Below are 15482 nucleotides of genomic sequence, written 5' to 3'. Positions count from 1 at the left end.
TCCAGTGTAAAGGCAGCCGTGAAAATTGGCAAGATCACTGGACTCAGCCCGAATCTGTGCGGTAGAATACCAGCTCTGTATCCAATTTCTTATCGAGGTGTATTGTATGTCGCAATTGTTTGTTCCCGCCGGGTATCGACCCCTTCTTTCCGTCAAGGAAACCGAGCAGGCCATCGTCAGGATCAAGGATTTTTTCCAGCTTGCGTTGTCGACCGAATTGAATCTCACCCGAGTGACCGCCCCTTTATTCGTGCCGAAGGGCAAGGGTTTGAACGACGACCTGAACGGCGTGGAGCGACCGGTTCATTTTCCCGTCAAGGATATGAACGAACAGGAATTGGAGATCGTCCACTCGCTGGCGAAGTGGAAGCGGGTGAAGGTCACCGAAATGGGCCTGCCGCGCGGCTTCGGCATATACACCGACATGAACGCCATCCGGGCCGACGAGGAGCTGGACAACATCCATTCGCTCTATGTCGATCAATGGGACTGGGAGATGGCCTTGAACGAAACCGATCGTACCATCGATTTCCTTCGCGACGTCGTACGGAAAATATACCGCTGTCTCAAACGGACCGAGTTCTTTATTTACGATAACTATTCGGGCATCGCGCCCGAGCTGCCGGAGGAAATAACCTTCATCCACGCCGAGGATCTTTTCGCGATGTATCCGGGAATGACGGCGAAGGAACGGGAAACGGAAATCTGCCGCAAGCACGGGGCCGTTTTCATCATCGGCATCGGACACGCTTTGGCGGACGGCAGCCTCCACGACGGACGCGCTCCCGACTACGACGACTGGATTACCGAGACCGGGAACGGCAATCGCGGTTTGAACGGCGACCTGCTGGTATGGAACAAGGTCCACGGACAGGCGCTGGAGCTGTCTTCGATGGGCATCCGGGTAAGCCCCGAAACGCTCAAGGAACAGCTTGAATACCGCGGCTGCCCTGAACGCGCCGAGCTGTGGTTCCATAAAACCCTTCTGTCCGGCGGTTTGACTCTCACCATCGGCGGCGGCATCGGGCAGTCGAGGCTGTGCATGTTCTTCCTCAGGAAGGCCCATATCGGAGAAACCCAGGTTTCCGTATGGCCGGACAAGATGAAGGACTCCTGCGCTCAGGCGGGCATCCCCCTGTTGTGATCTTTTCCAAACGCTCTCTTCCGGTGTAGACTCAGGCCATGAATGCAACCCCGAAAGCAGTCGCGGCCTTTGTCTCGCTGCAAGTCCAATCTTCGTTTCAGGCGCTCCCCCTGGGAGCCGCCTGCATCGCTTCCGCCGTAAAGGCCGACACCTTTTTATCCGGTTGCGTTCATCCAGTTCTGAGCGATTTCTGCATGGAAAGCCCTCAGTTGGCAGGTAAAACCGCCGCAGAGCAGGGCGCTCTCATCGCGGAATCCTTAGCTTCCCTCCTGCCGAACGACGGTACTCCCGCGGCAGTCGGCTTTTCCCTCTATGTGTGGAGCCGGCCCGCCCTTGAAGCGGCCGCTCGCGCGCTTTCCTCCCTCCGTCCCGACATTCTGCTGTTCGCCGGCGGTCCGGAGGTGACTTCGGGAATTGTCGCCTCGCTCAAGCATCCCTTCCGCTATCTTCTTTCGGGAGAAGGCGAGTCCTCGGCGGTCGCCCTGTTAACCGCCTGGAGAAAAAGCGAATCCGTTTCCGAGTCCGTCCTCGCGCCTAACCGCTGCGTCGCAACGGATCCCGCGAAGCTTTCTTCTCCCTGGCTCGACGGAACCCTTTCCGCCTGCGAAGGCTTTTCCGCGCATCGAGGCGCTCTCTGGGAGCTCGCCCGCGGCTGTCCGTATTCCTGCTCGTACTGCTACGAGTCCCGCGGAGAAAAGCGCATCCGGGCCTTTCTTCTGGAGCGGCTGGAAAAGGAACTCGAGCATTTTACGAAAAACGGAGTCGAACGGGTGTTCGTGCTCGACCCCACCTACAACGCTTCGCGGGACCGCGCGCTCAAATTGCTGGATTTGATCGAAAAAAAGACAAGCGGGATTCATTTCCATTTCGAGGTGCGCGCGGAGCTCCTCGACAAAGATCTGGTGAACGCCTTTTCTCGTATTCCCTGTTCCCTGCAAATCGGTCTTCAGAGCTCGAATCCCGATGTTTTGAAGGCGGTGAACCGCCCTTCTGATCTCAAGACCTTTTCCCGCCGCATAGCGATGCTCAACGACTCGGGCGTTGTCTTCGGCCTTGATCTTATGTACGGCCTCCCCGGCGACACTCTTTCCTCGTTCCGCACCTCGCTCGATTACGCAATATCCCTGTATCCCAACAATCTGGAAATTTTCAGGCTTTCCGTTCTTCCCGGAACCGCGCTATACGACGACGCTTCCGCCCTCGGCCTGGTTTTTCAAAAGGATCCGCCGTATTCGGTCGAATCCACGTCGAAATGCGCGCCTCAGGATCTTGCGAAGGCCGCTTCTCTCGCCCGCGCTTGCGACGTTTTTTACTCGCAGGGCCGCGCCGTCACCTGGTTTTTATCCCTTCTCCGCGTATTGAAGCTCAAACCCTCCCAGTTCTTCCAGGACTTCAGCGCCTATCTTGCGTCCTCGGGCGACGACGGAAGCCGCGAATACTCTCATGCGGAGGCCCAAGCGATGCAAATCGAATTCTGCCGAACGAAGCTGAGGGAAAAAGGGAAGGGGTCGCTGGAGAATCTCATGGCGGACATTGTAGCCCTCAACGGCGCCTGGACCCGGGCGTTAGCGGAAGGCGAAACCTCGCGCCTGCAGCTTTCCTGGCATCCGGAGGATCTGTTTTCAGGCGACGCGATGGATCTTGAGTTTTTCCTCGAGAATGTGTGCATGGAAGCCTGCGAGGTTACCGTGTTTCCGGGGCCCGAAGGCCCTGATATCGAGATAGAATAGGGCGGCCGGAAACTCCTGTTACTTCAGGCGATCAGCGATGCGGTCGATGAACTGCCAGCTATCCAGCACTTCCGTTGCAGCCGGAGAGGCGATCTTCGCGAGGTCGCCGGTCATGATTCCGTCTTCGATGCATCCGAGGGTCGCTTTCTCGAGTCGCGCGGCGAAATCGGCGAGGTCTGCGGTGCCGTCGAGCTCTGCGCGCTTCGCGAGCGCTCCGGTCCAGGCGAATATGAGGGCGACCGGGTTCGTCGAGGTTTTTTCGCCCTTGAGATATTTATAGTAATGCCTCTGAACAGTGCCGTGAGCCGCCTCGTATTCGAACTTTCCGTCGGGCGAGACCAGGACGCTCGTCATCATCGCCAGAGAGCCCGAGGCGGAGGCGACCATGTCGCTCATGACGTCTCCGTCGTAGTTCTTGCAGGCCCACAGGAAGCCGCCCTTCGACTGCATGACGCGGGCGACGGCGTCGTCGATGAGGGTGTAGAAGTACTCGATTCCGGCGGCCTCGAAGCGGGCTTTGAATTCAGCGTCGTAGATTTTCTGGAAAATTTCCTTGAATCTGCCGTCGTAGGTTTTGGAAATAGTGTCCTTCGTCGCGAACCAGACGTCGATCTTTTCGGAAAGCCCGTAGAAAAAGCACGCCCGCGCGAAGCTTTCTATCGAGGAGTCGAGGTTGTGCATGCCCTGAAGCACTCCCGGCCCCTTCATTTCCATGATGGTTTTCCGGGTTACCGTGCCGTCGGGCGCGGTGAACACGAGTTCTGCCCTTCCCGGGCCGTCGACGGACATTTCGCAGTTTTTATAGACGTCGCCGTAGGCGTGGCGGCCGAGTACGAGCGGCTTTTGCCAGCAGCTAACGGTTCCCTTGATGTTTGCGGCCAGGATGGGCTTGCGGAATACGGTGCCGTCAAGTTCAGCCCGGATGATTCCGTTCGGGCTGGGGGTAAGCTGTTTGAGGTTGTATTCTTCCACGCGCGCGGCGTTCGAGGTGATGGTAGCGCATTTGACGCCGACTCCGAGCCGTTTGATGGCCTCCGCGGATTCGTAGGTGATGCGGTCGTCGGAATCGTCCCTGGCCTTCAGGCCGAGATCGAAGTACTCCGCCTTAAGATCGACAAAAGGCAGTATCAGCTTTTCTTTTATGACGCCCCACAGGACGCGGGTCATTTCGTCGCCGTCAAGTTCGGCGATAGCATTTTTCATCGCAATCTTGGCCATCATGCATTCCTTGTGTAAGTGAGTTTTCGCAGCAGTTTTTCCGAGTGTACCGGAATCTTCGGCCTTCGGCAAGGTTTGACAACCCGGGCGGACCGGACAATACTTCACGCAGAATGAAAATAAATAAACAGCAGTCGCTCAATATCCGTCTCATGGCGGCCTTTATTCTGTCGTATGCGTTTTTAACCGCAATTCTGTTCATCCAAACCGATGTATCTGTGCGGAACGAGGTGTTTTCCCGTTACTCGGACCAGTATGTTACCCAGCTGGAAGATACCCGGACCGATATGGATTTTTTCTTCAAATCCCTCGCCGAAGGATTGCAATTCCTTTCGTCCTGCCCCGCCGTACGAAATAGAAACGACGAGTCTTTCACTTCTTTTCTCTACGCCGATCCTGAAACTTTCAAGTACGAGTATTCGCAGGCTGAATTAAGCATCATAGAAACCTTTTCCTCCTGGAAGTCGAGCCATCCCGCCGTGAGTTCCGTGTATATGGGCCGCGAAAACGGCGCCTTCGTCCGCTCTCATCCCCGCACCAGAACGAGCCGTTACGATCCGCGCTCGCGTCCCTGGTATCGGAGCGCCGTCGAACAGCCGGGAGTCGTCGTTTTCACTCGGCCGTATCAATCGGTAACGAATACGGACGTGAACATCGGAGTCGTCAGGACTCTTCAGGATTCGACCGGGACCGTATTCGGCGTAATTGGAATCGACGTAACCCTGGAGGAGCTGTCGCGCCGCGTTAAAAAACAGTTTCTTCCTCATGGCGGTTTTCTCGAGATTACCGACCATCAGAATACGGTCTTGATATCGGGAAACGATTCCCGTTCCGGAATGGATGGTGTATCCGACAGATTCGCAACGCTCTCGTCCTCGGGTCCGTTTAAAATAGAGAAGAACGAGGAGTGGTACAGATTTTCTCTTGAAGTCGGCATACCGCTGGGGCGTCTTTCTGCATGGCTTCCGCTTGATGCCGTCGAGTCGGAAGTCTCTTCCGTCATGCGCGCGCGTTTTTTGCTGCTCAGCGGCGTTTTGTTTCTCTCCTTCTTCGTCGCTCTCTTCGTTACCCGGCGCTGGGTTCTGATTCCTCTGCGCACCATGTCTCTCGCCCTGGAAATATCCGGCTCTTCCGCGGATCCGTCCCGGATATACGTCGAATGCGCCGGCGAACTGGCCGACTTTCAGGATCGCTACAATAATCTGGTCGAAGCTATCCACCGGGAACATGACGAGCTGAAAAAAACGAAATTTCTGGTGGTTTCGAGTCTCGCGTCGCTGGCGCAAAAGCGGGACAATGAAACCGGCCTTCACATTCTGCGCACGCAAAAATACATCGACGTGCTGGCGAATGCGTATATGAAGCGTTTTCCCGACCGCCGGCTCGATTCCAATTATGTCGCGTTGATGGTGCAGTGCGCTCCTCTTCACGACATCGGAAAGGTAGCCATTCCCGACCACATCCTCCTGAAGCCCGGAGAACTGAGCGAAGCAGAGTTTGAAATAATGAAAAAGCATACCGTATACGGGAAGGAAGCTCTCGAGCGAGTCGATGTCGAGATGGGCGACCCGCTTTTTATGCGGACGGCTCTCGCCATCGTATATAGCCATCATGAACGCTGGGACGGGCGGGGCTACCCTGAAAAGCTGCGCGAAACCGCCATTCCGCTTGAAGCGCGCTTTATGGCCATTGGGGATGTGTACGACGCGTTGACGACCGTTCGGGTATACAAGCATGCCTACGACCACGAGCTGGCCGTTTCGATCATCCGCGAAGGAAGCGGAACCCAGTTCGATCCGGACGTAGTAACGGCTTTTCTGGAAGTCGAGACCGTTTTCAGGGAAATCGGCGCGATGTATAAGGATCAACCCGATTGACCCGAGCCTGCCGCTCGGCGTAAAAATAACCATGCCTGAAACTACGCGCACGGATACAGATACGCACTCCGCTCAAACCGACGGAATTCGCACTAACGAAGACAGAATTCTGGATATAGCCCTCGACTCCGGCCTGATTATCCTTCAAAGCGGAGGCGAAACCTATCGGGCCGAGGAAACGATGGGAACCGTCGCCTGTTCTCTCGGGGCGGCCCATGCTTCTGCCTTCGTAACGCCCACTGTCGTCATGCTGACCTGCGTGGATTCTCGCAATCAAAGCCGCACCCGGATCGAACGGGTTCAGGACCGCTCCATCAATCTGGGCCGCATAGCCCGCGTGAACGAACTTTCGCACCGCCTTGTCGATCATCGGGACCGTCCGGCCGATTTGAGAAAGGCCGAAACGGTGCTTCGGCGAATCAGGAACGAACCTCTCCACGGCAAGGCGGGAGTCATCTTCGCTACCGCCCTCTCCTGTTATTGTTTTTCGTTCATGTTCAACGGGTCTCCGGCCGAGGCAGCCTGCGCGTTTGTAATCGGCGCCTGCTTGCGCGTTCTTCTGTTCGCCCTGAACAGCCTCAGGCTTTCGAGCTTCATCGTCACCATCATCGGCGGTCTGATGGTGTCTCTCGCTTCCGGCCTCGCCGCCCTCTCGGCGCTGGTTCCCGGGGCGGGCAACGTGAGCATTTCGGTTTTGATGACCCTGGTGCCCGGCCTCGCCATTGTAAACGCGATTCGGGACATCATATCCGGGGACCTTGTCGCGGGCTCCGCCCGGCTTCTGGAAGCCTTCGTCATCGCTTCAGCGCTCTCCCTCGGAGCGGCAGGCGGCTTGCTTCTCATTCCCTCGCTTCCGGGAGTTTCCGATCTGACCTATCTTACGGCGCCTCCGGCTTCCTTCGCCCTGGCCTTTCTCGCGACGGCGGCTTTCGCCTGGTTTTACCATATAACCCGCTACGACATTCTGTGGGCGGCCCTATTCGGAGCGGCAGGCTGGATCGTGTATTTGTTCGTGTCTCATGAATTGGGAAATCAGTTTGCCGGATATCTGTCAGGGGCGCTCATAGTCGGGCTCTGCGCGGAATTCACCGCGGTCGTAGCGCGGAAACCGGCGACTGTGTACATCGTGCCGGGTATTATTCCATTCGTACCCGGCGGCGGGATGTATCAGACCATGTTCGAGGTGGTGCTCGGCCATGGGGACGCGGCCGCCCAGAAAGCGTTCAGCACCCTTACCGCAGCGGCATCCATAGCGGTAGGCATCGCTATCGCCTCGTCCCTTGCCCGCCTTGTTTCGCGATTCCGCCAGCGAAAGCTGTAGCGGCCTTATTCCGGCACATCCTCTTCGCCGTCGAAGCCGGGAATTTTCGAGATCAGCACCTTATCGATGCGGTGGCCGTCCATGTCCACGATTTCGCATCTCCAGGCCCCCGATTCGATGATGTCTCCCGTTTTGGGAATGCTCCCGTTCAGGGAGAGTATGTATCCGGCGAGCGTATAGTACTCGTGGCCTTCCCGCGCGGTCGGGGGAAGATCGATGACGGACGACACTTCCTCCATACGCACCTGGCCGCCGATGAGGTAGCTTCCGTCGCTTCTTTCATGTATTTCAGGGTCGCTCGCGGTTAGATCGGCCGAGGTTTCTTCGATAAGCTCGCTGATAAGTCCGTTTCTCGTGACCAGTCCCTCGATCCCGCCGTATTCATCGATGATGAAGGCCATCCTGCATCGGGATTCCTGGAGGAGCAGCAGGGCTTTGCGGATGCTGACCGTTTCCGGAAGATACAGCGGCTTTCTGACGAGGGTTTTCAGCGCGGGCCATTCGGCCATGAGCAGCGAATCCAGAAAATCGCGGACCGGAAGAACTCCGATAACCGAATCGATGGTGCCCGAACAGACGGGAAAATGATGGTATCCCGGATATTCCCTGATTTTCGCGAGTATCGCTTCCCTGGTCGAATCGCTATCAATCCAGACAATGTCCGGCCGGTGCGTGATGCAGGAACCGAGCCTGCGGGACGAGGGTATGAGTATGTCGTCCGGCTTTGCTTCGATCGCGTCCTGCGCGTTCCCTCCGGATTTGCGGTTTTCCCGAATTTTAATGCGAGGTAGCCAGCTCATGTGTTTTCTCCCGGAATGGATTACGGCCGTTTCGAAGAAACGTTGTTTGATTTCACTTTCCGTTATACTTGTATTTTGATTTTTGTGCTATTATATCGGGATGATAAAAAAGACCGCGCGAGGGTCTATATTGTATGTTTTTCTCATCTTGTCCCTGTCGTCGGTTTGTTTGTTTTCTACCGGCATCCATGCGGCTGAGCCTGCTCGATATCCGCCGACTCCGGTTTCCTTTTATTTTTCTCAGGAGCACCAGTCGATTCCCGATCCTCTCATCCTTTCATGGCGGGAGTATCAGACTTGTTTTTCCGAGTGGGAGACGCAGGGCAACGTAGAAGCCCTCAAAAAGGGAATAGACCGTTTCCGTCTCGCCCTCATCGATTATCGCCATTCGGATTCGTTTTCACTTCAACGGACGCAGGACGACGGCTTCAGGACTTTCGCCTATGCGCTGGATTCTTTTTTATGGGATTTCCGCTCTTCCCTCGACCAGTCGGCTTCCCGTGAAACGTTGTTTTCCTCGGAGCTCCGCATTAACCAGCTCATGAATCAGTATCTTTCCGCACGCCTTTCCATGGCGACCGCGAAATCCCGCCAGTACGTGGTTCTTCTGTCCTTTTTTGTGCTGTTGATCGCTTTCATAGTTCTCATCATTCTGCTGTTCAGATCCCGATTGTCCCTGTCTCTTCAAAGCGAGGCGGTGACGGCCCGTTTCGCGCGAAGCATGATCCACGCCCAGGAGGCCGAACGAGTCGCTCTGGCGCGGGAGCTTCATGATACCCTCGCGCAGGATCTGCTGTATATCCGCCTTAAAACGGACACGCTGGGCCGGTTAATCTCGTCGTCCGGGGCTTCGGGAATACCCGCTGGTCAGATATCGGCGGAATTGGCGTCGATCGTGGCTCTTGAATCCCGGTCTGTCGAACAGATCAGGGAAGTCTGCCAGGAGCTTCGTCCTCCCGAATTAGAACACCTCGGCCTGAAAGCGGCGATAGCCGATTTATGCGGAAAATTCAGGGACCAAACCGGACTGGTTTGCCATTTCCTCGTATCCGGCGACATCGTTCTGCCGAACGATAAGGGCATTAACTGTTATCGCATTATTCAGGAATCCCTGAACAATGTGCGTAAACATTCAGGCGCCACCGAGGTTCTGGTCCAGCTTACTCTGATCGGAGATTCGCGCCTTTCCATTCTGGTAGAGGACAACGGCTCCGGCATCGGCAGGCGTTTTCTGGACGGCGGACTTTCCGGGCGCTACGGCATAAAAGGGATGAATGAACGCGCGAAGCTGATGAACGGCGAGCTTGAGATCGTGAATAAAATCGAGGGGGGCACATCGGTTTCGGTGACGATTCCCCTGTATAATTCGAAAAAATAACACGAAAACGTTTCGCAGGATGGAGTTATATGGAAAAGACGGTGCTGCTTGTAGACGACCACGCAATGCTTCGCGAGGGATTGAAATCCTTTCTCGAACAGAACTCGGAGTGGCGGGTGATAGGCGAAGCCGGATCCGCAAAGGAAACCTGGGCTCTTTTTGCCGATCAGTCATTTAAACCGGCCGCCGCCATTATAGACATAAGTTTGCCGGACCGTGACGGCATAGAATTGGTACGTTCTCTGCTCGAACAGCGGGGGGATTTGCGGTGCATCATGTATTCGATGCACGTAACGGCGGAATATATTCAAACCGCATTGCAGACCGGCGCCCTTGCCTATGTCTCAAAGTCGTCTCCGTCAGAGGAGGTTCTCGCCGCTTTGGATGCCGTGTTTACGGGAAATCCCTATCTCGACGGCCAGGCGCTGAAGATTCATCTGGCCCGTTATGCGCTTACCCGTAAAACCTTCAGCTTTCGCAACGATCAAACCGACGAACAGCCCCACGACCAGTTGACCTTTCAAGAGGGCAGGGTGTTTAGTCTCGCATCCCGCAATATGACCAACGCGGAGATAGCGGAGACGATGGGCATAAAACTAAAAACAGTTGAAAACTATATCTCGATTATTTATCAGAAGCTCGGGCTGAAAAACCGGTATGAACTGGTTGTGTACGCGAAAAATAATGGTTCGCGCATGTAAAACATCCTAAACTCCCGATGTTTGGGAAAAACTCCCGAAGATACCGTGCAAATCTCGGGAGGCCACTCTCAAGACAACAGGCTTTTCATTGCGTATGATTGGCTTAAGTAAAACATCGAGGTAAAAAACTTTCTTTTTCTTTTTTTATAAGACCGCCGCGTGGGATTTTCTCGCTTATCCCTCGCGGCGGTTTTTTTTATATAACGCTTATATAATTTATACAATTTAAATGCATAAATATGCAAATCGCCCCCTAGAACTAATGCAACCTTATCAGGTATTGTGTACGGAAGCGATTCTGTAAGAAACGCTATCGTATCGACGAGGTGTATATGCTGGTTATGAAATTTGGCGGCACTTCCATGGGAAGCGCCGACCGGATGTGTTCCGCTGTGGACATTATCCGCGACCGGGCCCGGAAGGAACGGGTCGGTGTTGTCGTTTCAGCTGTCGGAGGCGTTTCTAACCGCCTTCAGGACAGTATTTCTTTTGCGCTCTCTCTTTCCGGCGCTCCTGCCGCGTCGGCCAGACCCGCGGCAACTACCAGCACAGACGGTTTTACCAGCGCCGCCGATGCGGTTTTTTCGGTAAAGACAACGCATGCCGCGATACTGGATTCTCTTGCTTTGTCTGTTGCCGGTTACAATAAAACCGGCGTTCTCGCCGCTCTGGATGCGATATTCGAAGAATATGAACGCCTTCTTTCAGCCGTTGCTTCCTTCGGCGAATGCCCTGAATCCGTCGAGGCGAGAATAATGGGGTTGGGCGAACGGCTATGCGTGCCCATTTTCGCCGAACTCCTGCGGGCGAAATCCTTGCCGCCGGCGGTTCTGGACAGCAGATCGATAATATGGACTGAAGGCCGCCTGACAGAAGGCGATCCGGTCTATGAAAAAATAGAATCGGCTCTTTCTTCCTATCGCAGCTCTTCCGAGCCGATTCTGCTCGCCGCGGGCTTCATCGCGTCGGACTCCTCCGGAAAGCAATCTCTTCTGGGCAGGAACGGCTCGGATTTTTCAGCGGCTCTCTACGCAATGGGCTTGAACGCCGATAAGCTGGAGATCTGGTCTGACGTGGACGGCATCTATACCGCGGATCCGAGAATTGTAAAAGACGCAGTTCTCGTAAGCGACATCAGCTACGAGGAAGCCATGGAGCTCTCCTTCTTCGGATCGAAGGTTCTTCATCCGAAAACCATCATGCCGATAGCCGCCCGCAGGATCGAAACATGGAGTTTGAACAGCTTCAACCGGACCGCGCGCGGAACCCGCATCGCCGCCTCTGATTCGATCGCCTCCGATCCCGCCGCCGGTCCCGTCCGGGGCGTAACCTGCCTAAAGGACGTCGCCCTGGTAAGCGTTTCCGGCGCCGGCTTAAAGGGAAAGCAGGGAACAGCCGCCCGCGTTTTCGGCGCCGTCGGCCGCTCCGGAGTGTCGGTGCTCCTCATCACCCAATCGAGTTCCGAATATACGATCAGCTTTTGCGTACGGGGGACCGAATACCACGATGTCAAATTCGCCCTTCAGGAAGAATTCGCCCTGGAAATTCGCGAACACCTGATCGACGAAATTTCCGTTAAAAAAGGGATGTCGATCGTGTCGATCGTCGGCGACGGCATGAAAGAACGCCGCGGCGTCGCGGGAACTTTCTTTTCTTCCCTTGCGTTCGGAGGGATCAACATCCATGCCATCGCGCAGGGGTCTTCCGAGCGTTCGATCAGCACCGTCGTTTCCGGCGAGGACGGCGACAAGGCTGTCCGCATTGCGCATCGTTTCTTTTTCAATACCATGCAAACCATCGAGTTGTTTCTTTTCGGCCTCGGCGTAGTCGGCGGAAAGCTCCTCGATCAGATTCGCAGCCAGCAGGAGGAATTGCGCAAAAGCTTCGTCGATCTGCGCGTATGGGGAATCGCCAATTCCCGCAGGATGGTTCTGAACAAGGAAGGACTTCCTCTGGACGGCTGGAAAGATCTGCTCGACCAGGCGCAGACTCATACCTCCGTGGATGATATCATCGCCTTCGTAAAGGCAGAGCAGCCCTTGAATCCGGTATTCGTGGACTGCACCGCGACCGGAGCCTTGCCCGAGCGGTATTGCGACGTACTGCGCGCCGGCATGCACGTCATTACTCCGAACAAGCGCGCGAATTCCTTTACAATGGATTATTACCGCGAGCTGAGGAAGACGGCCGCAGCGAGCCGCAAACGCTTCCTGTACGAGACGAACGTCGGCGCGGGGCTTCCCGTCATCGATACCTTCCGGAACATGCTGAAATCGGGAGATTCGCTGACGGCGTTCTCCGGCATCATGTCCGGCTCTCTGTCGTATATCTTCGGCCGGCTCGACGAAGGAGCCTCCTTCTCCCGGGCGGTTCTCGAAGCCCGCGAAAAAGGCTTTACGGAGCCTGATCCGCGGGACGACCTGTCCGGCATGGATGTGGCGCGGAAGGCCCTCATCATCGCGCGCGAAGCCGGGCTGGAGCTTGAGCTTTCCGATGTCCGCATCGACTCGGTATTCCCCCCTGATTTTGATTCGTCCGGATCGGTGCAGGAATTTCTGGAACGTCTTCCCCGCGCGGATGCCTGGTTCGCCGAACGCATACAGGCCCTCTCCTCATCGGGAAAGGTGCTCCGCTTCGCCGCCTCCATCGACGGCTCGAAGGGAACCGCCCGCGTCGGACCGGTCGAAGCCCTTCTCGCGGATCCCCTTGCGGCCATCCGCGGAGGAGAGAACGCATTCGTCTTCACGACGAAGTATTATTCGCCCATACCCCTGGTGATCAGAGGGTACGGAGCCGGCGCCGATGTAACCGCGTCCGGCGTATTCGCAGACATATTAAGGACAATAACATGGTAATCGTACTTGAAAAGAATATCCGCGACGACGACAAACAGCGCATCAGAACCTTTTTGGAAAAAAATTCTCTGCGGGTGAATGAGATTGCCGGAGACGAAGAAACTATTTTCGGCGCCGTAGGACGGGTGGGGATCGATCCCCGGGAGGTGGAAATACTTCCCGGCGTTCAGCGCGTCATTCCCATATCGAAGCCCTATAAAATGGCTTCGCGCGAATTTAAGCGCGACAACAGCGTCGTTTCCGTACGCGGCGTGAAGATCGGCGGAAACCGCGTGTCGGTTATCGCCGGCCCCTGCGCGGTTGAAAGCCTTGAACAAATGATGGAATCAGCCGCCCGCGTGGCCGAGTCCGGGGCCGTCATGCTTCGCGGCGGCGCGTATAAGCCGAGGACGAGCCCCTATGCATTCCAGGGCATGGCCGAAGAAGGCGTGAAGATTCTCCGCGAAGCCGGCGACGCGTACGGCCTTCCCGTCGTAACTGAAATCGTCTCGTCCGAACATATTCCCGCCATGATCGACTATGTAGACGTGTATCAGATCGGCGCCCGCAACATGCAGAACTTCGAGCTGTTAAAAAAGGTCGGAGCACTCGGACGCCCGGTCATCCTGAAGCGCGGCCTGTCCGCTACGATCGAGGAATGGTTGATGGCGGCGGAATACCTGCTGGCAAGCGGAACCGAGGACGTGATTCTCTGCGAACGGGGAATCCGCACCTATGAAAAGGCGACCCGCAACACCCTCGATCTTTCGGCCATTCCGGTGCTCCGCTCGCTGACTCATCTTCCCATTATCGTCGATCCGAGCCATGCCGTCGGCGTTCGCGACAAGGTTCCCCCGATGGGCCTCGCCGCCGTAGCCGCCGGAGCGGACGGCCTCATCGTCGAAGTGCATCCCTGCCCCGAGTGCGCGCTTTCCGACGGCGCCCAGTCCCTGTATCCCGCCCAGTTCGAAAAGATGATGCGCGATATCGAAGTCCTCGCTCCGGTCGTCGGCCGCTCGGTTTCCCGACGCCGGCTTCAGGGCAAGCTTTCCGTTCCCGGAACCGCCGCTCAGTCTCAAAACGCCGCTGCGGCCGTCGCCGGCAGGAAAAACGGGCCTTCCGTGTGCGCCTATGCCGGGGGCAGGGGAGCATACGCCGAACAGGCTATCCGCAGATACTACGACGACGATGCGGCCTCTCTTCCCGTACAGAATTTCCGCGAGGTGATAAACGCCGTTCTGGACGGCCGGGCCGATACGGGGATGCTGCCGATAGAGAACAGCCTTGCCGGTTCGGTATACGAAAACTACGATAACCTGGCCCGTTACGAGGATATTGAAATAATCGGAGTAGCGACGCTGCGCATCGAACATTCTCTTCTCGCGGTGAAAGGCGCCTCGATCGACGGCATTGAAACCGTCTATTCGCATCCGCAGGGCCTCGCCCAGTGTTCCGAATTTCTCGCGAAATATCCCCACTGGAAGCATATCGAAACCGAATCCACCTCGGCTGCCGCGGAACTGGTTGCCTCTTCGGGCGATCCATCGAAGGCCGCGATCGCGAGCGACGTCGCCGGTCCGCTGTACCGCCTCGACGCCCTCAAATCCGGCATCGAAACCGATCCCCGCAACTATACCCGCTTCGTCGTCATCGCCCGCTCGGGAGAGGTCGTCTGCGACGCTCCGAACCATGCCTCTGTCATCTTCTCGACGGCGAACGAACCCGGATCTCTCCATTCGGCTCTCGGTCTTTTCATGAAGCACGGGCTTAACCTCACCAAGCTCGAATCCAGGCCCATCCAGGGAGAACCCTGGAGATACCGCTTCTACGCGAACGTATCCCTTCCTGAGGGCGTCGGTTCGAGCGTGGTCTCCGCCGAAAGAATCCGCTCCGCACTTGCAGAAATGGAGAAAATCAGTCAGGATAACGGCATAGTACAGGGCGTTCGGGTTCTCGGCCTCTACAGCGCGAAGGAGATATAATGAAACGATACGTTATTTCGGTTTTGGTGGAAAATCATTCCGGCGTTCTAAGCCGCGTTTCCGGTCTTTTCAGCCGCCGCGGATATAATATCGACAGCCTTACCGTCGGAGTCACGGAAAAGAGCGAACGCTCCCGCATGACGATCGTCGTTCGCGGGGACGAATATATCCTGGAGCAGATTGAAAAACAGCTGGCCAAACTGGTCGAAGTCGTGTCCATCAGGCAGTGCGACCCGTCTGCGACCGTTGTCCGCGAGCTCGCGCTCATCAAGGTTTCCGCCGTCGGCACAAGCAGAGTCGGCGTCATTGAAACCGCGAACATCTTCCGCGCGCGCATCGTCGATGTGGGGACCGAATCCCTTGTCATCGAAGCGACCGGCAGCGAGGAAAAGATCGCAGGACTGATCAAACTTTTGGAGCCCTTCGGAATTCTCGAGCTGGTGCGAACCGGCCTGACGGCGATGGAGCGCGGCCAAACAGTTCTTGAATAGAGGCTT

General features: G+C 56.3%; 11 protein-coding genes. 9 read left to right on the top strand and 2 right to left on the bottom strand.

Annotated elements, in window-relative coordinates; genetic code table 11:
• The first annotated feature begins 106 nt into the window (after positions 1–106).
• Entirely contained in the window at positions 107–1144 is a 1038-nt protein-coding gene (gene asnA / locus K7J14_RS09670) for an aspartate--ammonia ligase (protein ID WP_230755682.1), read from the top strand.
• Positions 1145–1182: 38 nt separating this feature from the next.
• Positions 1183–2874: a B12-binding domain-containing radical SAM protein gene (locus tag K7J14_RS09665; RefSeq protein ID WP_230755681.1), complete on the top strand. Its 1692-nt coding sequence runs from the start codon at positions 1183–1185 to the stop codon at positions 2872–2874.
• Between the two features lie 18 nt (positions 2875–2892).
• Here K7J14_RS09665 and K7J14_RS09660 read toward each other — a convergent pair whose 3' ends face one another.
• Complete coding sequence (locus K7J14_RS09660) at positions 2893–4092, bottom strand: NADP-dependent isocitrate dehydrogenase (protein WP_230758840.1); 1200 nt, start codon at positions 4090–4092, stop codon at positions 2893–2895.
• 113 nt (positions 4093–4205) lie between these two features.
• Between K7J14_RS09660 and K7J14_RS09655 the strand changes: the two genes are divergently transcribed.
• Positions 4206–5969 (top strand): HD domain-containing phosphohydrolase, encoded by a 1764-nt coding sequence (locus tag K7J14_RS09655; RefSeq protein WP_230755680.1) that lies wholly within the window; start codon positions 4206–4208, stop codon positions 5967–5969.
• Between the two features lie 31 nt (positions 5970–6000).
• Entirely contained in the window at positions 6001–7290 is a 1290-nt protein-coding gene (locus K7J14_RS09650; RefSeq protein ID WP_230755678.1) for a threonine/serine exporter family protein, read from the top strand.
• A 5-nt stretch (positions 7291–7295) separates the two neighbouring features.
• On the opposite strand, the gene K7J14_RS09645 is transcribed toward K7J14_RS09650, so the two are convergent.
• Positions 7296–8090, bottom strand: a complete 795-nt coding sequence (locus tag K7J14_RS09645; RefSeq protein ID WP_230755676.1) for a transporter associated domain-containing protein — start codon at positions 8088–8090, stop codon at positions 7296–7298.
• Positions 8091–8190: 100 nt separating this feature from the next.
• Here K7J14_RS09645 and K7J14_RS09640 point away from each other — a divergent pair, with 100 nt between their 5' ends.
• The 5 genes from K7J14_RS09640 (at position 8191) to ilvN (ending at position 15476) form a co-directional block, all read left to right on the top strand.
• Positions 8191–9468, top strand: coding sequence for a sensor histidine kinase (locus K7J14_RS09640; RefSeq protein ID WP_230755674.1), 1278 nt, complete (start codon positions 8191–8193; stop codon positions 9466–9468).
• 29 nt (positions 9469–9497) lie between these two features.
• Positions 9498–10169: a response regulator transcription factor gene (locus K7J14_RS09635; RefSeq protein WP_230755673.1), complete on the top strand. Its 672-nt coding sequence runs from the start codon at positions 9498–9500 to the stop codon at positions 10167–10169.
• A 341-nt stretch (positions 10170–10510) separates the two neighbouring features.
• Entirely contained in the window at positions 10511–13024 is a 2514-nt protein-coding gene (thrA, locus tag K7J14_RS09630) for a bifunctional aspartate kinase/homoserine dehydrogenase I (RefSeq protein WP_330165597.1), read from the top strand.
• Positions 13018–14985, top strand: a complete 1968-nt coding sequence (gene aroF, locus K7J14_RS09625; RefSeq protein ID WP_230755669.1) for a 3-deoxy-7-phosphoheptulonate synthase — start codon at positions 13018–13020, stop codon at positions 14983–14985. Before thrA ends, aroF begins: the two co-directional genes overlap by 7 nt.
• Positions 14985–15476 carry an acetolactate synthase small subunit gene (gene ilvN, locus K7J14_RS09620; protein ID WP_230755667.1) on the top strand — a complete coding sequence of 164 codons (492 nt, stop codon included), beginning with the start codon at positions 14985–14987 and terminating at the stop codon, positions 15474–15476. The genes aroF and ilvN overlap by 1 nt, the downstream gene beginning before the upstream one ends.
• Positions 15477–15482: the final 6 nt, after the last annotated feature.

This window comes from Teretinema zuelzerae (genome assembly GCF_021021555.1).
Lineage (GTDB): Bacteria > Spirochaetota > Spirochaetia > Treponematales > Treponemataceae > Teretinema > Teretinema zuelzerae.
Note: the sequence above shows the minus strand (reverse complement) of the source record. Positions and strands in the feature narration are given on the sequence as shown.